The following is an 18,665-nucleotide window of genomic DNA, read 5'->3' as shown; positions in this document are numbered from 1 at the left end:
AAATAAAGAGAAAAAACGGCATAAAAAAAATCCTTAAAAAATGAAACTTTTCTCTTTACAAACCTTCTTTCATTTATTAATATTTTATCTTGTGAACTATTATTAAGGGAATGAGGTGAAAATACGGTGATTGAATCAGAGCTCGCTTTGCTCAGTTTTGAACAACTGTTTGATACTTCCAGATCGATTTACAAAAAGCAGAAAATGATTCTGGAGACAGTGCTTGAACCTTTTGATATTACAGTGCTGCAGTATCTGCTGATGTTCAAAATACATAAGAGCAAAAGCACGCAGCTTTCAAGGCTGGCTTTGTCGCTTGATCTGAAACCGGCGTCTGTCACGAGAATGACCGATATTCTGTATAAGCGCCGCCTAATGGTTCGGAGCGACTATCACGACGACCGGCGTGTTGTTATGATTCAGTTAACCGAAGAGGGGGAAGAACTTCTAAAGAAAGCTGCTGTTCAATATGCCGAAAAAGCGGCGGTCTTATACCGGCAGCTCAATACCGCTGAACTGCAGTACCTGCGCAAGCTTGCGGAAAGTTTAACGAAGCTTGCAAACGGCTGTGCAGTGAAAAACGGAAAATAAAAAAATCCCCACATATTTTTATCATCATTCCACAAAATGATAGAGGAAGAAACGAAAGGAGAAAACAAAATGAACAGAGGACGTTTAATTCTGACCAACATTATCGGTTTGATTGTTGTTCTTGCAATTATAGGCGGAGGTGCTTACTACTATTATCAAAGCACACACTATGTCAAAACCGATGAAGCAAAAGTTGCCGGCGACATGGCTGCTATCACAGCTCCTGCTGCGGGTAAAGTAACTGACTGGAACCTTGATGAGGGGAAAGAAGTAAGCAAAAACGACGTTGTTGCAAAAATCAAAGGACAGCAAAATGCTGACGTAAAAGCCATCATGGATGGAACAATCGTGAAAAACGAAGTGAAAAACGGCCAAATGGTGCAAGCCGGTACGACAATTGCCCAAGAAATTGACATGAAACACCTTTACATCACTGCAAACATTAAAGAAACAGACATTAGAGACATTGAAGTAGGAAACAAAGTAGACGTAATTGTTGACGGCGACCCTAATACAACATTTGACGGAACAGTAGAAGAAATCGGTTATGCGACAAATTCAACATTTGATATGCTGCCTTCTTCAAACTCAAGCGGCAACTACACAAAAGTAACGCAAAAAGTTCCTGTTAAAATTTCACTCAGCAACCCATCTGACAAGGTGCTTCCTGGTATGAACGCATCTGTAAAAATCTCTGAATAATACAGATCAGTCATCAAACCATGAAGGGAGGTTGTCTTAGGTGGCTAAATCAGATAATCAAGTAAAAAGTCCTAAAACATTGCTTATTGTGCTTATGGCCGGGTTATTCCTGGCGATCTTGAACCAAACGCTTCTTAACGTGGCGATGCCGCACTTAATGACCGAGTTCGGTGTGAGTGCGACGACGATTCAGTGGCTTACGACCGGATACATGCTGGTCAACGGTGTTTTGATTCCGTTATCTGCGTTCTTAATTACCCGGTTCGGACAGAGAAGCCTCTTTCTCGTAGCCATGTTCTGTTTTACAGCGGGAACGTTAGTCTGCGGAATCGCGCCTAACTTCTCAACCATGCTGATCGGCCGGTTAATTCAAGCGGTCGGCGGCGGTATCCTGCAGCCGCTGGTCATGACAACCATTCTGCTTATCTTCCCGCCTGAAAGCAGGGGGAAAGGAATGGGGATTTTCGGTCTTGCGATGATGTTTGCTCCGGCGGTCGGACCGACTCTTTCCGGCTGGATCATCGAGCATTACACATGGCGCATTATGTTCTACGGCCTTGTTCCGATCGGGGCAATCGTTATTATCATAGCGTTTTTCCTCTTTAAGAACTTGGTGGAACCGCAAAAAATCAAACTCGACAGCTTGGGTGCGATCCTATCCATTGTCGGATTTGCCTCATTGCTCTACGGAGTCAGTGAAGCGGGCAGCGACGGCTGGGGAGATCCGATCGTGCTGTCTACCGTCATCGTCGGTGTCATCGCGATTGCCGCGTTTGTCATTCAGCAATTGCGCTCTGAAAAACCGATGCTCGACTTCCGGGTATTTAAATATGATATTTTCTCACTTTCCAGTGTGATTAACATCATTATTACCGTTGCGCTTTACACAGGAATGTTCCTGCTTCCGATTTACCTGCAGAACTTAGTCGGCTTTACGGCGCTGCAATCGGGTCTCTTGCTATTGCCGGGCGCGATTGTCATGCTGATCATGTCGCCGATTTCCGGTATTCTGTTTGACAAAATCGGTCCGAGACCGCTTGCGATTATCGGGCTGGTCATCACGGTCGCAACGACATTCCAGTACACAAAATTGACAATTGACACACCTTACACGCACATTATGCTTGTCTATGCCATCCGCGCATTCGGTATGTCACTGTTAATGATGCCTGTTATGACAGCCGGAATGAACCAGCTTCCGGCACGGTTGAACAGCCACGGCACGGCGATGAGCAACACGCTCCGCCAGATCAGCGGTTCAATCGGAACAAGTTTGATCACAACGATTTATACGAACCGTACGACAATGCACTATTCGCAGATTGCGGATAAAACAAGCACGGCTGATCCGAGCTTCATGCAGTCGTTCCAAAGCGCGGTTTCGAATTTAATGGTCAACATGAACATGTCGCTTGATGCGGCGAAACAAACCGTTTATTCATATCTCTACAAAACAGCTTCACTTAATTCCAACGTTATGGGGATTAATGACGCGTTTATGTGGGCGACGATCTTTGCGGTTATCGGCGTAGTCCTGAGCCTGTTCTTGCGTGACGTACGGAAAGACAAACAGCGGGCGAAGAAAAAAGAGGAGCTGTCATTGCTTCCGGCCCCTAAAGAAGTGAAGGAATCTTAATCATCTGAAATGGGAGGTTTCCTGAATGAAAATTTACGTAGTGTACGATAGTGAAGGCGAACATACAAAACACCTTGCTGAAGCCATTGCCGAAGGAGCACGAGAAAACGCTGAGGCTGAAGTCCTGATCGACCATGTCGATCAAGCGGACATCCGCAAGCTGAAAGACATGGATGCCATTATCTGGGGATGCCCGGGACACTTTGGCACCATCAGTTCAGGCTTAAAAGCGTGGATCGACAGACTCGGCTATCTGTGGGCTGAAGGCGAGCTGATTGATAAAGTCGGCGCCGTATTCTGTACGACGGCGACAACACATGGCGGATTAGAAATGACAATGCACAATCTGATCACTCCTATGTTTCACCAAGGCATGATTGTTGTCGGACTTCCCGGCAACGTTCCTGAAAACGCGCTGTACGGCTCTTACTACGGCGCGGGCGTCACATGCCCGGTTGACAGCGATGTGCTGATGACGGAAGAAGGCCTTCAATTAGGCCGTGCGCTTGGCAGACGTGTCAGCCAAGTCACAGGTAATCTAACTGCCGGACGACAGTAAGGAGAGGGTTATATGGCCATTATTATAGCGGTTATTGCTGCTGTCATTGTGATTGCACTTCTTATCACATTCAATGTCCGCAGCACTTCTGCAGGACAGAATGTCAAAGAAGAAAAGAGAGAAGCGATCGGCACTACAGCCGAACAGCCGGAAAAGCATGATCCGGCCGAGGAGCGCTCAACCGAGCATGCTCCCGTCGTTGTGAAATCTGAATCTCCCCGTGAGAAAAAGAATACAATGGGCGATGATGTGTACCGTCAGGCGCTTCAGAAGTTTAAGACTTCTGAGACGGATCAGGAACCAAACGATCCTGATAGCGGCGGCAAAATGCAGGATAGCAGCTATCGTGATGCGCTGCTCTCCTTAAAAAACAAAAAGAAGTAATTGAAAAGGCAAATCTGCGTAATAGCGGATTTGTCTTTTTTTTATTGAAGATATTGTAATACATGATGATCTAGTGTACTATGTTACTCATACACTTGATCCGAATGGAGAGAGCAAGAATGACATCGTTTTTAGGTTTGCTGAAAAAAGATGCGAAGGTTTCATGGATTTGGCTCGCGGTGTGGCTTTGCGGCATGATTTGCTGGGCGTTTGCAGCTCACGTCATCGCTGCCTGTCAGAAAGAACCGCTCGTCATTTTCGGCTTTTTTGCGGCAATGGGGTTTTTTCAATTTCTTGTAGCGCCGCTGTTTATGTACTATCACCTTCATAAAGAAGGAAAAAACCAGCTGTGGCTTTACAATCCGAATGGAGGATTTTATCTGCTGGCTTCCAAGCTGACGGCCTCACTGCTGTATCAGTTGATCGGGCAGCTGGCGCTGACCGGCTACGGCATTTGGATGTACCGGATGCTTTCTGCAAAAGGAGCGCTGGAACACACCATTCCCCTGGCCGGCACATTAACCGGACTGAATGCTTACCTGCTGATCAGTTCAGCGTACTTATCTGTGATCGTGGCCGTATTTTGGACTGTTTTTCACTCATTAAAACATGTTCCCGTCCTCCGTTGGGTGATCTGCATCGTGCTTGCGTTTGTCTGGACCTATATTGACGATAAAATCATTACGCCTTTCACTTCATCTCAATATGATATATGGCCGGTAAAAGTGTATGCGGATTCTCATTTTCATTATACAAAATTGACCGGATGGACGATGGAGCTGAAAGCCGTCCACATTTCGCTTTTCAGTTTCCTGGCAGTGATCGTGCTTGCGGCGCTCTGTCTCGCGCTGGCCTCTATGCTGCTGAATCGAAAGGTTGAGGTGTAATGATGGAGAATGAATTTCAGTCATCCAAGCCGATTTATCTGCAGATTGCCGATCGTGTATATTACCGGCTGATCCGAAGTGAGCTTTCACCGGGGGACAAACTGCCGTCCGTAAGGGAGATGGCCGTACAGATGAAAGTGAACCCGAACACGATACAAAGAACGTACAGTGAAATGGAAAGGCTGGGGATCGTGGAGACGAGAAGAGGACAGGGAACCTTTATAGCGGAAAGATCCGATCTGAAAGCGGAGCTGAAAGACAGGCTGACAAAAGACGTTTTCAAACGCTTTATTCAGGAAATGGCGGAGCTGGGGTTATCTCCTGAGGAAATGCTCGACGGGATCAAACGATATGCGGAGGAAGCAAACGATGAATCTTGATTTTGAACGCGTAACAAAAAAATACGGCCGCAGGCTCGCGGTCAGCGATGTATCATTTTCATTGTCTCCGGGTAAAATCTACGGAATGTTAGGGCCGAACGGAAGCGGTAAATCAACAACGCTTAAAATGCTTGCCGGGCTTGCGTTCCCGACATCGGGCGCCGTCCGGATGGGAGACTGCGCAGTAAGCAGGAACATGCTGTTTCGTACAGCATATTTAACCGAACATGATATGTTTTCCGCCCGGACGACCGTCGGTGATATGCTCACATTTTATCATTCGCAATTCCCGGATTTTCAGCTGGAAAAAGCACATAACCTATTAACGGAAATGAATCTTTCAGCGAAGCAGAAGATAAAAGAGCTGTCCAAAGGCAGCCGGGGCAGGCTGAAAATCGTTTTGGCCCTGTCGAGAAAAGCATCCGTCATTCTGCTGGATGAGCCGTTTTCAGGTCTTGATCCGGCGGTCAGAGAGTCGATTGTCAACAGTCTCGTATCTTATATTGATTTTGACAGCCAGATCGTCGTCATCGCCACACATGAGATCGGCGAGATTGAGACGCTGTTAGACGAAGTGATGGTTTTCATAAAAGGGGAAATCGCTGAACGGCGCGAGGTCGAAGAAATTCGGGAACAAGAAGGAATGTCCGTGCTGCAATGGTACAGAAGCGTCATGCAGGCGCACGAAATAGAAGGGGGATTCTAATTGGAAACGGTATTGGAACTGCAACAGGTAAAGAAAACGATAAAAGGACGAACGATTATTCATGATCTGAGCTTCTCCGTCCGGGCGGGCGAAGTGTTTGGATTTTTAGGGCCGAATGGAGCGGGGAAAACCACTACGATCAGAATGATGGTCGGATTAATGAAACTGTCTCAGGGAGACATCGTAATCTGCGGAGAATCCATTACGAAAAACTATGCAAAAGCGGTCAGGCACGTCGGGGCCATCGTGGAAAACCCGGAGCTGTACAAATTCCTGAGCGGCTATAAAAATTTACAGCAGTACGCAAGGATGGTAAAAGGCGTTACGAAAGAAAAAATAGATGAGGTCATCGAGCTCGTCGGGTTGCAGGACAGAATACATGACAAAGTAAAAACCTACTCTCTCGGAATGAGACAGCGTCTCGGCCTTGCCCAAAGCCTGCTGCATAATCCTAAGGTGCTGATTCTGGATGAACCGACAAACGGCCTTGATCCCGCGGGCATCAGGGAAATCAGGGACCATCTGAAAAAGCTGACACGTGAAAAAGGAATGGCTGTCATCGTCTCAAGCCATCTGCTGTCAGAAATGGAGTTAATGTGCGACCGAATCGGCATTTTGCAAAAAGGGGAGCTTGTCGATATTCAAAAAGTAAGGGATGAAGGAAAAGAGGATAAAGATACATACTTCTTCCATATTGAACAAAGAGAAGAGGCTCTTGCCGTTCTGAGTCAGTTTGACTGTGTGAAGAAGACAGACGGCATTGAAATCAGGCTGTCAAAACAGGAAGTGCCTGATGTGATATCACTGCTCGTCCGTGAAAACATCCGCTTATATGAAGTGAAAATCATGACAAAATCTTTGGAAGACCGTTTCTTGGAGATTACCGGCGGGACGAAAGAGGAGGTTCAATATGTTTAAGCTGATCTATAATGAATGGATAAAAATTTTCAGCCGCGTCGGCACGTGGGCTATGATTGTAATTTTAGGCGTTTCGATGATCGGTTTTGCGCTTCTGTCAAACCATTTCACCTCCAGCGAAGCCAATCCGAATTGGAAACAGGAGCTCCAGGCTGAAAACAAAGAAATGAAACAGCAGATGAAGGAAACCGGAAACCAGACGCTCATTGATAACCTGAAACAGAATGTCGCGATAAATCAATACCGTATGGATCATAACATCCCCGAGGATACAGGGTACACAGTGTGGTCATACGTAGCTGATTCTTCGATGATGACTGTTTTGACCGGGCTGTTTACGATTATCATTGCCGCAGGCATCGTGGCGAATGAGTTCAACTGGGGGACGATCAAGCTGCTGGCTATCCGTCCGCTCAGCCGTTTTCAGATTTTGCTATCTAAATATATGACGGTGCTGCTGTTCGGACTGCTGATGCTTGTGATTTTATTTGCCGGCTCCGCTCTGTTGGGATTGGTCTTTTTCGGTACAGGCGGAGATACTGCGGCTGATGTTCATCTCGTATACAAAGACGGCCATGTTTTTGAGCAAAATATCATCGCTTTCCTCGCTAAAACATATGTCTATGAATCTGTCTCCGCTTTTATGCTTGCAACGATGGCGTTTATGCTGTCTGCGGTATTCCGGAACAGCTCATTAGCGGTCGGATTTTCTATTTTTCTATTGGTTATGGGGAACACGGCGACGGTATTTCTTGCTGCGAAATTTGAATGGACCAAATATATTTTATTTGCGAACACGGATTTGTCGCAATATATGAACGGGACTCCTTTAGTAGAGGGGATGACGATGACATTTTCGGTTGTGATGCTTGTGATTTACTTCGTTATTTTTCTGGCGCTCGCATTCGGCGTCTTCTTAAAACGCGATATTGCCACCTGATATAAAAAAGCTGTTTTGCCTTTGCAAAACAGCTTTTCGTTTTAGATGAAAAAAACCTGCCGGCATACACCGGCAGGTTTTTTAAACAATTTATGCTTTTGTTACGTTAGCAGCTTGTGGTCCGCGGTTTCCTTCAACGATTTCGAAAGAAACAGATTGGCCTTCTTCTAAAGTTTTGAAGCCTTCGCCTTGAATAGCAGAGAAGTGAACGAATACATCGTCTTGACCTTCTACTTCGATGAATCCGAATCCTTTTTCAGAGTTGAACCATTTTACTTTACCTTCTAACATGAAATTTCCTCCTAAAGCGACATAACGCTTAAATTCACTATTCTTGCTCTAAAACAAACTTCCAAGACGAAAACTCTTACAAAACTTTCTTCTTAAAGATAGTTCGAACAAAAATAATTACCTTTACTCTACCAGTAATTCGAAGAAAAAACAACTGCTAAATGTAACTTTTTTCGAAATAACATGTTTTAAGAGGAGAACGCTCTGATACGGAAATCTGATTTGAGACTAGAACAGCCCATTTTCAGCTGATAAAAACCGCTTTACAGCCTCTGTACATAAAAATAGATAGGGAGTAGGTCAACTTGAACCTGCGGCTTATAAACAGTCTGTTTCTTTTCATTTTGATCATATCACTTACTTCATGCCATTATCCTGACGGGAACCGGACAATTACTATCGGAATCAATGAATCTGATCAATCGATCTGGGAGTTTGTCGCGAAAAAAGCCGGTGAGGAAGGATTGCAGCTTTCTTTGGTAACGTTTTCGGATTATGCCGAGGCCGATTTGGCGCTTGCCGGCGGGGATCTCGACGCCAATGCGTTTCAATCCGTTTCTTATTTTCAATCTTTGCCGCCTCATGTGAAAAAGAAGCTGGCTCCTTTAGGAACGACATATGCGGCATCGCTGGGGGTGTATTCCAAGCAACATAAACGGCTGAAGGATATACCGGACGGAGCGGTCATTGCCGTGCCTGGTGAAGCGGCGGACTTCGGAAGGGCGCTTTTTCTCATGCAGGAGGCCGGACTGATGACATTGAAAAAGGGATTCACCGGTACGGGTTCAACTGATATGATCAAGGACAACCCGAAGCATCTGACCTTAAAAACGGAAACAAAAAAGAACGCATATCAGGCGGCGGAACATGCTGACGCAGCAGTTCTCAGTCAAAGCGAGGCGAAAAGAGCAGGATTTCATGCGGAGAAGGACGCGCTGATCCGATCGGCGCAAATGAAGGAAGCGTATATTCATCTGATCGCCGTCAGGGCTGAGGATAAAGATGATGAACGGATGCAAAAACTCCTGTCTTTGTATCAATCAGATGATACCGCGGCGTTTATTGAAAAAGAATATGAGGGCAGCCTGATTCCTGTTTTCCTGAGGGGCGGCTTTCTCACTGAAAAGAAAGAATGATTTCCTCTTCGGGCGATCATTCTTTTTTTTCAGTGCTGCACACTTGATTGCGCCCTGATGTTTTCGCTTTGTACAGCATCCGGTCCGCGATCAGGGGCAATGTCTGAGGATCCGATGTATTTGTCGGATAATGCGCGATGCCGAGGGAAACGGTCACGGGAATTGTATCTCCGCTCGTCAGCAGAATCGGGTTCGCGTCAATCGTGTGCCTGATTTCTTCTGCGAGGTGAAGCCCTTTTGTATACGTGCAATTGGGCATAAGCACGGCAAATTCTTCGCCGCCGATGCGGGCTGACGGGTCAGAACTGCTGAGTAAGAACCTCAGACGCGTCCCCAGTTCTTTCAGTACTCGATCCCCTTCATAATGGCCGTATTGATCATTGATCTGCTTAAAGTGATCAATATCCAAATAAATAAGCGCGAGCTGAGACGAGGGGGATTGAGACGCCCGATCGAACAGAACGCGCGAGACTTCCTCGAATTTTCTCTTATTAAAAATCCCCGTCAGAAAATCATAATTCGCTTGAAACTTGTATTGCTTGAACAAAAGGCGGGCATCGGCTTCGTGTTTGATGATATACAGCGACAGCATTCCGCCCAAGGTGGAAATAAGCCAATAATAAACGAGGGCCCCGGCAGGCTGTTCAGGCATAAGAAACAGCAGCGTCAGGGTGAAAATAACATTTGAAAAAAGCAGCATAACGAACGCCATTTTGTGATCCGGCTTTTTTCCTCTGAGGACGGCCGCAGAAAGTATCGCAATAACCCCGACGGCGGCGATGGAAAAAATGGCGCTTGTATTGAAATTGATCAAGATACGGCCTGCGACGATAATCGCAAAGGCGGCTGCCGTAGACACCCAGCCTCCGTAAAGAGCGGCGATGATAATGGGGATATTTCTGAGATCAATGATGGAATCGGAGTAAGAAAAGCCGAAAGCAATCAGAAAAACCCCTAAAAGCCCGCAGACCGTCCCCTTCAGTAATTGAAAGATCAGACGGTCTTCTTTATACGAAAGCGACTCTTTAAAAAGAAGGGTGAAGAGATAATTAAATGTAATTAAAATCGTTAAATTAAGAAACAGTTCCTTCAGCATAACAATCACCCTTATATAAGTTACTAGAGAAAGGGTGGAAAGAAAAGAGAAAAGTCTATAAAAATACATATATTGTCAATTCTTACTTGACCGATCGGAATTCATATAATATAGTGTTAAAGGATAATGAGCAAGGGAGTGTTTACCTGTTTTGGAGAATTTATTTATAGTCTTACATGTTTTCATTATGCTTTTGCTTATAGCAGGTCTGTTTGTCATGCAAAAGAAACACGTTTCCTTTTCTAAACGTGTCTTTACCGCGCTCGGACTAGGCATTGTATTCGGTTTTGCACTGCAATTGATTTACGGGCCGGCTTCACATATCGTGACACAAACGGCCGATTGGTTTAATATTGCCGGCGGCGGTTATGTCAAATTGCTTCAGATGATCGTCATGCCGCTAGTCTTTATTTCTATTCTCGGCGCATTTACGAAGCTGAAACTGACCCATAACATCGGGAAAATCAGCGGACTGATCATCGGAATTTTGATCGCTACGACAGCAATTGCTGCGGCAGTCGGAATTGCTTCGGCGCTATCCTTTGATCTGAAAGCCGTTCATATCGACCAGGGAAGCACCGAGTTATCAAGAGGCCAGGAGCTGCAGCAAAAATCTGAGGATATGACGGCCAAAACGCTGCCTCAGCAAATCGTTGAGCTTCTGCCGGGAAATCCGTTTCTTGATTTCACGGGGGCCAGACCGACTTCCACCATCGGAGTCGTTATTTTCGCCGCTTTCCTCGGCATCGCTTTTCTGGGCGTGAAACGGAAACAGCCGGAGCACGCTGCGACTTTCAGCGGAATTGTCGATGCGGTATACGCGATTATTATGCGCGTCGTGACATTAATTTTAAGACTGACGCCTTACGGGGTATTGGCGATTATGACAAAGACGATCGCAACAAGCGACATCGACAGCATTGCGAAACTGGGGATGTTTGTGATCGCTTCATACGCCGCGCTTATCGTCATGTTTATCATTCACTTGCTGCTGATTACGTTCAGCGGTTTAAATCCGATCACATACGTGAAAAAAGCATTTCCTGTCATGGTGTTTGCGTTTACGTCCCGCTCAAGCGCAGGGGCTTTGCCGCTCAATATTAAAACACAAAAAAGCATGGGCGTCCCGGAAGGAATTGCGAACTTCGCCGGTTCATTCGGCTTATCGATCGGTCAAAACGGCTGTGCCGGCATTTACCCGGCGATGCTCGCGATGATGATTGCGCCGACAGTAGGGCAAAACCCGTTTGAACCGGGATTTATCATCTCCGTCATCGCCATCGTGGCAATCAGTTCATTCGGTGTAGCAGGCGTGGGAGGCGGCGCGACATTTGCGGCTCTGCTCGTCCTATCCGCTTTGAACATGCCTGTCGCGCTTGCCGGGCTGCTCATTTCAATTGAGCCGTTAATTGACATGGGGCGCACCGCCTTAAATGTCAGCGGCAGTATGACCGCAGGGCTGTTAACAAGTAAAATGACGAAGGAAACCGATACCGCGGTGTACAATGATTCCTCAATCGTCATTGAAACTGAAGAAGCTTAACAAAAAAGCAGATCAATGGTTCATTCTCTTATAGAAAAATATGAGATAGAGCGCTAAAACGAAAAAATCCTTCATCGTTGAACGAATGAAGGATTTTTTCGTTTCTAATGATTTCCGGGTTCAATTTCTTCCAGCATATTCATCACGGTGCTGTCATTTAAAACATTTACCGCGCTTTCTTCGAAGTGAATCGGCTCGGTATAGTGAGGCTTCGGCGAAGTTTCTTTACTGCGGCTGCGGTCTGCCTGTCCGTCCTTATGGGATGAGCCGGAGTGATTGCGGGAAGTCTGCTCATGCTGCTGTCCGCCGGATTCCCCGCCGAACGCCTGTTTGATCAGCTCGGCAGGCTGCGTAGAGCCGGTTTGTGAATGCCGGGCTTTGTCTGTGTGCTGCTGTCCGCCGGATTCCCCGCTGAACGCCTGTTGAATCAGGTCAGCAGGCTGCATGGAGCCGGTTTGTGAATGCCGGGCTTTGTCTGTGTGCTGCTGTCCGCCGGATTCCCCGCCGAAAGCCTGTTGAATCAGGTCAGCAGGCTGCATGGAGTGTGTACCATCTTTATGCTGCATTCGGCCTGAAACCATTCCGGAGATTTTCCGGCGGATTTCGGGTGATAAAGCTGCAATCAGAATCGATGATCCGATCAGCAGCGCTGTCGGGCTGACGCCGCTTTTTTTTCTGAACAAGTTAAATCCCTCCTCATTCAATTGATTACGCTTACCTTTCCCTTTCCTTCTGATATTTATCCAAACCGCTCAGAATGCAAACGGCGTGCATAAATCCCGCCGAATAGAAAAACCTATACGTAAAGTGAGAAAGGAGGAATTCACATGATAAAAAAGCAAGCAGTTATCTCTGCCCTTCTTCTGCCGATGCTGATTACCGCAGGGTGCAGTATGGGGAACCAGGGAGAAGGAAAACGAAATGACAACCGCACCCAGAATGTAAATTACCGCAACACGCCTAACGACGGTGCGACAAATATGAATACAGTGAACCGTCATAACCAAAACACCGATCACAATGACAATCGTAACCTGAGAGTGGCTGATAAAGCCGCCGACAAGGTGACTGATTTAAAAGAGGTTAAAAATGCGACTGTGATCGTTGCCGGAAACAGCGCTTATGTAGCCGTTGTTTTGACAAACGGACAAAAAGGCGCCATCGCCAACCATTTAAAAAATAAGATTACCGATAAGGTGAAATCGGCCGATAAACATGTCCGGACTGTATATGTATCAGCGAACCCGGACTTCGTTGAACGTATGCAAGGCTACGGAAAACGAATCCAAAACGGACATCCTGTATCCGGTCTGTTTGATGAATTCGGTCAAATGGTGCAGCGTGTATTCCCAAACCCCAATAAATAAATAAATGAATGGAAAAGCCGCATTTGATGCGGCTTTTTTATTTTATCTGCCGTCACGACCCAGCGCTCCTGAGCATAAAGTAAAGAATGAGATGAAAATTAAAGGATCGGGGAGGGGAGCTTGTTTGCGTGACGGCATGGGGAAACGGGCGGCATTCACTCTGATCCTGTGCGGAGTCCTTGTCATATTGGCTGTCAGTTCAGCCGTTTCAGTAAGTATGATGTACGTCCTGTCAGGCCAAAACAGCCGCTCTGTTCCGACGAAGGAACAAGTGACTGAACACATGAATAAAGAAATTTACAAACATACAGCGATTTACTATACGGCGGATGAAAAGCCGCTCTTGGATCTGACCAAGCTTACGCTGGACCACGCAAAGCGTATCAATCAAATCATTGTCGGCTATAAAGGTGCAGCGCCACTTGAACTCATTTTCTTTTCGGATGAAGCTGAAATGGAGCAATATTCAGGATTGAAAAATGTAGTCGGTTTTTATTCAGAACAGGAGCAGATGATGGGGCTTTTGCCTGAAGAGAAAAAACAGCTTTTGAAAAAAGATGAGCTGGCCGTTTTCATGTATAAGCAATTGATTATACATGAATATACACACTACGCGTTTCATCAAAAAACGCGGCAATTGGGGACGGATACGTCTGTATTTCCGCTTTGGTTTCATGAGGGGCTGAGCGAGTGGGTCGCGCATTATGATGTAGTCATTGATCCGATTGCATTTTCCGTCGTGCCGTTTGATCAATTAACGACCGACCGAAAATGGCAGAAATCGCGTATGGAATATGAAACGGATGTCTATTTGCAAAGCTTCTATATGATAAAGGACTTAACCGAAACATTCGGAGAAGGCATTATCTTAACCATTATCAACAAAACCGCCGAAACACAGGATTTTGAAAAAGGCTTTGAAGCGGCTACGAAAGAAAGCCTGAAACAATTTGAACATGATTTCACAAAAGCATATGAAAAAAAGAAAACGGCATTGGAGAGTCAGGTTTCCAACGCCGTTTTTTAATCAATGGAGGTTTTGCTGCTGCTGTCCCATTTGTCCTTTAATCGGAGGCATTTGCGGCTGTCCCTGGGCCGGTGCAAATGAATTCAGCATGGTCTGCATATCTTGTGCATTGAGCTGAGGAACCTGATAATAACCGTGTTTATTTTGGTATAAGAAGATTTCAAACGCCATTTCGACATATTGCTGAATTTGCGCGGAGAGCACTCTTCTTGTGACGGGATTGGTCATTTCAAGCGAGCTCATCGTCAAGAGAGAAGCTTGAGCTTTAATCAGGCCGAGCATATGGCCGCTGATCCCGAGATCTTTGACATTATTTAATGATTGATTCGGTTTTTTCGGCTGCGTCGGTTTTATACCGTAGACGGCCTGGTTCTGTTCCTTCATCATATATGTCGACGTTTCCTGAGAAGGCTTTTGGCCGGTCTTAAAGCATTCTGCCGTCAGATTATAGAGTCCGAGAATGAATTGATACTGGCGGTCAAGGATGTCGGCCAGATGCTGATCCTGTATAAACTGTCTGAGCATCATAAATTGATCCAAAACACCGACTGTTCCGGCCAGCACTTCATGCATATCGAAAAGCTCATGTCCTCCGTGATTCACTTGCGGTGAACCCGGGATCCCCTGATTTACTGGCGGCTGCTGCTGATTCTGCTGCTGTTCCACTGGTTGTTTTCCTCCTTCATGTCAAATCATCATTAAGATGTGAAAAAAGCCGATCCGTTATACATCAAGACCTGTTTCGTTACGTGGGGATTATTTACTATTTTGCGCCAGCGAAGACAATCTTTACAAAAAAGTGATGTGATTTTTAAGAAAATAAGCTAACGTATTTCTTAGAAGACAGGGGGGAAATAAATGAAGAAAAAAAGGGGTATGCGTCTTTCGTGCTGTTTGCTCACGGTTTGTTTTATGATGTTCAGCGTGAAAGATGCGGAAGCAATCGGACAAGCAGGATCACTGAATGAAGCTGGAACGGATAAAGCGTATAAAGAACGGCAGACTGAAGACTCCGGCCGTGTCCCGCTCAGAATCATCAGCATGAATGATCTGCACGGAAAAATTGATCAGCAATATGAGCTTGACCTAAACGGAGACGGTAAACCGGATGGCACTTTCGGGCGAATGGACTACGCTGCAGCGTACATTAAAAAGGCGAAAGCCGAGAAAGAACACGCCCTCGTGGTACATGCGGGCGATATGATCGGGGGCAGCTCTCCCGTGTCAGCCCTTTTTCAGGATGAACCGACAGTAGAACTGATGGAAGACATCGGTTTTGATGTCGGAACTGTCGGCAATCACGAATTCGATGAAGGAACGAATGAGCTTAAACGGATCATCAATGGAGGAGATCATCCGGACGGTAAGGGGACAAGCGGTTATGACGGCCAAAATTTCCCGCTCGTCTGCGCCAACTGTAAACTGAAGTCAGGGGAGTCCTTTCTGCCGCCGTATGAAATTAAATACGTTTCCGGAATTCCGGTCGCATTTATCGGGGTTGTAACCAGATCGGCGGCAGGCATGGTCATCCCGGACGGAATTAAAAATATTACGTTTACGGATGAGGTAAAGGCTGTCAATGACGCTGCCGCTAACCTGAAGAAAAAAGGAATTAAAGCAATCGCCGTGCTCGCCCATATGTCTGCTGAACAAAATGGCTCAGCCATCACGGGAGAATCCGCAAAGCTTGCAAGCGGAACAGACTCAGAGATTGATGTGATTTTCGCCGCGCACAATCATAAAGTCGTAAACGGAGAAATCGACGGCAAGCTGATCGTGCAGGCATTTGAATACGGAAAAGCAATCGGAATCGCCGATCTTGAACTTGATAAAGAGTCGAAGGATATCGTGAAAAAATCAGCGGAAATCCAATATATCGATCAAAGTAAAATCAAGCCTGACCCGGCTGCGGCAGGCATATTAAGCAAATATGAAGAGAAAGTGAAACCGATTATCAGCGAAACGGTCGGGGAAGCGGCCCATGATATAACGGGCGGATATTCAAATGACGGCGACACGGCGCTCGGAAATCTGATTGCCGACGGTATGAAAGCGAAGATGAAATCCGATTTTGCGCTTATGAATGGAGGAGGCATCCGGGACGGCTTAAAAAAAGGGCCGATCACATGGGGAGACCTTTATAATGTACAGCCGTTCGGCAATGTGCTGACGAAGCTTGAAATCAAAGGAAAAGATTTGCGGGAGATCATTAACGCGCAAATTTCTCCGGTGTACGGACCGGATTACAGCATCAGCGGATTTTCCTATACATGGAACCCGGAAACCGGACAAGCGGTTGATATGAAAATGGCGGACGGTACAGACATACAGCCCGAAAAAGGATATACAGTAACAGTCAATCAATTTATGGCGACGGCAGCGGGGGCAAAATACGGTCCGATCGGGAAACTCGGCAAGAATCCGGTGACGGGGCCTGAGGATTTGGAAGCGACAGTAGACTATGTCAAAAGCTTTTCCGCACCGATTTCTTATCAGACCGACGGCCGCATCCGCACGGCATCAGCCGCCGAAACACCTGATGACACCGGCAATCAGCCGGGAAGCGGGGAAACACCGGGCGGCACCAGGCCTGATAAAGGAGAAAAACCTCAAGCGGAAAAACCCGCTAAAAAACCGGATGCAGCAGAACAGCCTGATCAAACCAAAAAACCTAAACGTCCTGTCGCAGAAGAAACAGCATCTGATACAGTGCAGCCAATTCCCGAATCCCGTCCGGCGTCTGCCGCAAATTTGGAACAAAGCACAGAACAGACTGAAAGCGGCACACCAAAAGGCCGCCCATTGCCTGATACTTCAGCGGGCAGCCATCAGACGGCATTGGCCGGACTGGTGATCACGGGTGCCGGCGTATATTGGCTTTTCAGAAAGAAAAGGGGAACCCGCACACGATGAACAAACTGAAACATATTCCGCTTCTCGTCATCATCGTCGGTATCATCATCACATGTTACGGAAGCTGGAAGATCATTGATTCACATATGAAAACGAACCAATCGCTTGAAGAAGCAAAAAAAGCAACAGAACCTGTCTTGGAAAAGAAAAAAACAAAAAGCGCTGTGCTGACACAGCGCAAAAAAGAATTTCACCCCGAAACGGGTGAGGCAAGCGGCATTTTAGAAATCCCTGAAATCGACGCTGAGCTCCCGATCGTCGAAGGGACTGACGCAGATGATTTAGCAAAAGGCGTCGGACATTATAAGGACAGCTATTATCCGGGCGATCACGGCCAAATTGTGTTATCCGGCCACAGGGACACGGTGTTCCGCCGGACCGGCGAACTGAAAAAAGGAGACAGACTGAACGTGATTTTGTCTTACGGCACGTTTTCTTATAAAATCAGCCGTACAAAAATCGTCAGCCGGGATGATACATCTGTCATCACCCTTCAGCACAAGCGGGAGGAACTGATCCTGACCACTTGCTATCCGTTTTCTTACATTGGAAATGCGCCGAAACGATATATTATATATGCCGACCCGGTTTAAGAAAAATACGTTTCCGTAAAATGAGCCAGATCAGCCGGCATCGGCGCCTCGGCAACGATTTCTTCTCCTGAGATCGGATGGACGACACTGACTTTTTTGGCGTGAAGCGCCTGCCTGTGAAACAGCGTCCTGCTTCCGCCGTACAGGTCATCGCCCGCCAACGGATGGCCGATGCTTGCCATATGCACCCTGATTTGATGTGTTCTCCCGGTTTCCAGTTCAAGCTCTGCCAATGTAAGCTGCGCACCGGGATGATAGCCTTTCACTTTGTAATGGGTGACGGCGGCTTGTCCGCCGGGTGAGACGCGCCGTCTGACGGAATGTGACCTGTCGCGGCCGATCGGCGAGTCAACTGTGCCTTTTTTAGGCGTCACTTTTCCTTCCGCCGCGGCGATATAGGTGCGTTTTAATGTTTTGGTTTCGAGCTGACGGTCAAGGATTGCATGGGCCAGGCGGTGTTTCGCGAAAACGACCGCGCCTGACGTGTCACGGTCAAGACGGTGAACGTGGCGCACTTTCGCCTGCTCGCCGTTGATTTGAAAATGGTAAGCGATCAGGTTGCTGAGGGTGCCGGTCTGACCCTCTTCATTTGGATGAGTCGGCATTCCCGCCGGCTTATTTGCAATCAGCATATGATTGTCCTCAAATAAAATGTCCGGCTCTCCGTATTCCGGAGTTACCGAAGAACCCGTTTTTTCCTGAAGATCAATGAATAAGCGATCTCCGGTTTTCAGTATGATGTTGTTTTTCGGTGATGTTCGATTCACCTGGATGCTTTCTTGGTTCATCCATTCCGTAATTACGGGTTTTGACGCCTGGAATTCAGATTTCAGGACTGAAAACAGCCATTGTCCGGCGTGCTTTTCCGTAATCAGGAGTTCCAAACCGCGGTCATTTTGTTTCATTTCATAAAGCTCCTTTTCAAGCGGAAAGCGGCTGTTTCAATAGGAAACACTTACCTTAGCTTTCGCGTTTTTTTCTATGCTATTCTTGATA

Annotated in this window: 21 protein-coding genes; 16 read left to right on the top strand and 5 right to left on the bottom strand. The window is 46.6% G+C overall.

Going from position 1 to position 18,665, the window contains the following annotated elements:
* Positions 1-126 precede the first annotated feature (126 nt).
* From OTK50_RS04800 to OTK50_RS04755, 10 genes are all read left to right on the top strand, one after another.
* Positions 127-591, top strand: coding sequence for a MarR family transcriptional regulator (locus OTK50_RS04800; RefSeq protein WP_003155389.1), 465 nt, complete (start codon positions 127-129; stop codon positions 589-591).
* A gap of 36 nt (positions 592-627) precedes the next feature.
* A complete protein-coding gene (locus OTK50_RS04795; protein ID WP_007610259.1) occupies positions 628-1,293 on the top strand; it encodes an HlyD family secretion protein in 666 nt (221 codons plus the stop codon).
* A gap of 40 nt (positions 1,294-1,333) precedes the next feature.
* A complete protein-coding gene (locus OTK50_RS04790) occupies positions 1,334-2,929 on the top strand; it encodes an MFS transporter (RefSeq protein WP_003155387.1) in 1,596 nt (531 codons plus the stop codon).
* Between the two features lie 25 nt (positions 2,930-2,954).
* Positions 2,955-3,488: an NAD(P)H-dependent oxidoreductase gene (locus OTK50_RS04785; RefSeq protein ID WP_003155386.1), complete on the top strand. Its 534-nt coding sequence runs from the start codon at positions 2,955-2,957 to the stop codon at positions 3,486-3,488.
* A 12-nt stretch (positions 3,489-3,500) separates the two neighbouring features.
* On the top strand, positions 3,501-3,872 hold the full coding sequence (locus OTK50_RS04780) for a hypothetical protein (protein ID WP_045207031.1): 372 nt from the start codon (positions 3,501-3,503) through the stop codon (positions 3,870-3,872).
* A 119-nt stretch (positions 3,873-3,991) separates the two neighbouring features.
* The gene (locus OTK50_RS04775) at positions 3,992-4,759 is read left to right on the top strand and encodes a hypothetical protein (RefSeq protein ID WP_221664275.1); all 768 of its coding nucleotides are present in this window, start codon (positions 3,992-3,994) and stop codon (positions 4,757-4,759) included.
* Positions 4,760-4,761: 2 nt separating this feature from the next.
* Positions 4,762-5,139: a GntR family transcriptional regulator gene (locus OTK50_RS04770; protein WP_031304429.1), complete on the top strand. Its 378-nt coding sequence runs from the start codon at positions 4,762-4,764 to the stop codon at positions 5,137-5,139.
* Complete coding sequence (locus OTK50_RS04765) at positions 5,129-5,845, top strand: ATP-binding cassette domain-containing protein (RefSeq protein ID WP_221664277.1); 717 nt, start codon at positions 5,129-5,131, stop codon at positions 5,843-5,845. The genes OTK50_RS04770 and OTK50_RS04765 overlap by 11 nt, the downstream gene beginning before the upstream one ends.
* Complete coding sequence (locus OTK50_RS04760) at positions 5,846-6,763, top strand: ABC transporter ATP-binding protein (RefSeq protein WP_174738576.1); 918 nt, start codon at positions 5,846-5,848, stop codon at positions 6,761-6,763.
* Positions 6,756-7,703: an ABC transporter permease gene (locus OTK50_RS04755; RefSeq protein WP_003155377.1), complete on the top strand. Its 948-nt coding sequence runs from the start codon at positions 6,756-6,758 to the stop codon at positions 7,701-7,703. Before OTK50_RS04760 ends, OTK50_RS04755 begins: the two co-directional genes overlap by 8 nt.
* Positions 7,704-7,793: 90 nt before the next feature.
* Here the strand turns inward: OTK50_RS04755 and cspB are convergent, their stop codons facing one another.
* Positions 7,794-7,994: a cold shock-like protein CspB gene (cspB, locus tag OTK50_RS04750; RefSeq protein WP_003155376.1), complete on the bottom strand. Its 201-nt coding sequence runs from the start codon at positions 7,992-7,994 to the stop codon at positions 7,794-7,796.
* Positions 7,995-8,299: 305 nt separating this feature from the next.
* Here cspB and OTK50_RS04745 point away from each other — a divergent pair, with 305 nt between their 5' ends.
* On the top strand, positions 8,300-9,130 hold the full coding sequence (locus OTK50_RS04745; protein WP_221664279.1) for a MetQ/NlpA family ABC transporter substrate-binding protein: 831 nt from the start codon (positions 8,300-8,302) through the stop codon (positions 9,128-9,130).
* 16 nt (positions 9,131-9,146) lie between these two features.
* Here the strand turns inward: OTK50_RS04745 and OTK50_RS04740 are convergent, their stop codons facing one another.
* Positions 9,147-10,226 (bottom strand): GGDEF domain-containing protein, encoded by a 1,080-nt coding sequence (locus OTK50_RS04740; protein WP_032874219.1) that lies wholly within the window; start codon positions 10,224-10,226, stop codon positions 9,147-9,149.
* 151 nt (positions 10,227-10,377) lie between these two features.
* Between OTK50_RS04740 and OTK50_RS04735 the strand changes: the two genes are divergently transcribed.
* On the top strand, positions 10,378-11,769 hold the full coding sequence (locus OTK50_RS04735; RefSeq protein ID WP_224224138.1) for an L-cystine transporter: 1,392 nt from the start codon (positions 10,378-10,380) through the stop codon (positions 11,767-11,769).
* A gap of 104 nt (positions 11,770-11,873) precedes the next feature.
* Here OTK50_RS04735 and OTK50_RS04730 read toward each other — a convergent pair whose 3' ends face one another.
* A complete protein-coding gene (locus OTK50_RS04730) occupies positions 11,874-12,452 on the bottom strand; it encodes a hypothetical protein (protein WP_224224139.1) in 579 nt (192 codons plus the stop codon).
* Positions 12,453-12,596: 144 nt separating this feature from the next.
* On the opposite strand from OTK50_RS04730, the gene OTK50_RS04725 reads away from it, so the two are divergent.
* A complete protein-coding gene (locus tag OTK50_RS04725; protein WP_003155362.1) occupies positions 12,597-13,136 on the top strand; it encodes a YhcN/YlaJ family sporulation lipoprotein in 540 nt (179 codons plus the stop codon).
* A gap of 124 nt (positions 13,137-13,260) precedes the next feature.
* The gene (locus tag OTK50_RS04720; protein ID WP_029325983.1) at positions 13,261-14,163 is read left to right on the top strand and encodes a hypothetical protein; all 903 of its coding nucleotides are present in this window, start codon (positions 13,261-13,263) and stop codon (positions 14,161-14,163) included.
* Here OTK50_RS04720 and OTK50_RS04715 read toward each other — a convergent pair whose 3' ends face one another.
* Positions 14,164-14,829, bottom strand: coding sequence for a spore coat protein (locus tag OTK50_RS04715; protein WP_224224140.1), 666 nt, complete (start codon positions 14,827-14,829; stop codon positions 14,164-14,166).
* A gap of 192 nt (positions 14,830-15,021) precedes the next feature.
* Here OTK50_RS04715 and OTK50_RS04710 point away from each other — a divergent pair, with 192 nt between their 5' ends.
* Positions 15,022-17,076: a bifunctional metallophosphatase/5'-nucleotidase gene (locus OTK50_RS04710; protein WP_224224141.1), complete on the top strand. Its 2,055-nt coding sequence runs from the start codon at positions 15,022-15,024 to the stop codon at positions 17,074-17,076.
* A complete protein-coding gene (locus OTK50_RS04705) occupies positions 17,073-17,669 on the top strand; it encodes a class D sortase (protein ID WP_032874231.1) in 597 nt (198 codons plus the stop codon). The genes OTK50_RS04710 and OTK50_RS04705 overlap by 4 nt, the downstream gene beginning before the upstream one ends.
* On the opposite strand, the gene OTK50_RS04700 is transcribed toward OTK50_RS04705, so the two are convergent.
* Complete coding sequence (locus tag OTK50_RS04700) at positions 17,666-18,574, bottom strand: RluA family pseudouridine synthase (RefSeq protein WP_007408447.1); 909 nt, start codon at positions 18,572-18,574, stop codon at positions 17,666-17,668. The genes OTK50_RS04705 and OTK50_RS04700 overlap by 4 nt on opposite strands.
* Between the last annotated feature and the right edge of the window lie 91 nt (positions 18,575-18,665).

Source organism: Bacillus sp. NEAU-CP5 (genome assembly GCF_026420705.1).
Classification (GTDB): Bacteria; Bacillota; Bacilli; order Bacillales; family Bacillaceae; genus Bacillus; species Bacillus velezensis.
Note: the sequence above shows the minus strand (reverse complement) of the source record. Positions and strands in the feature narration are given on the sequence as shown.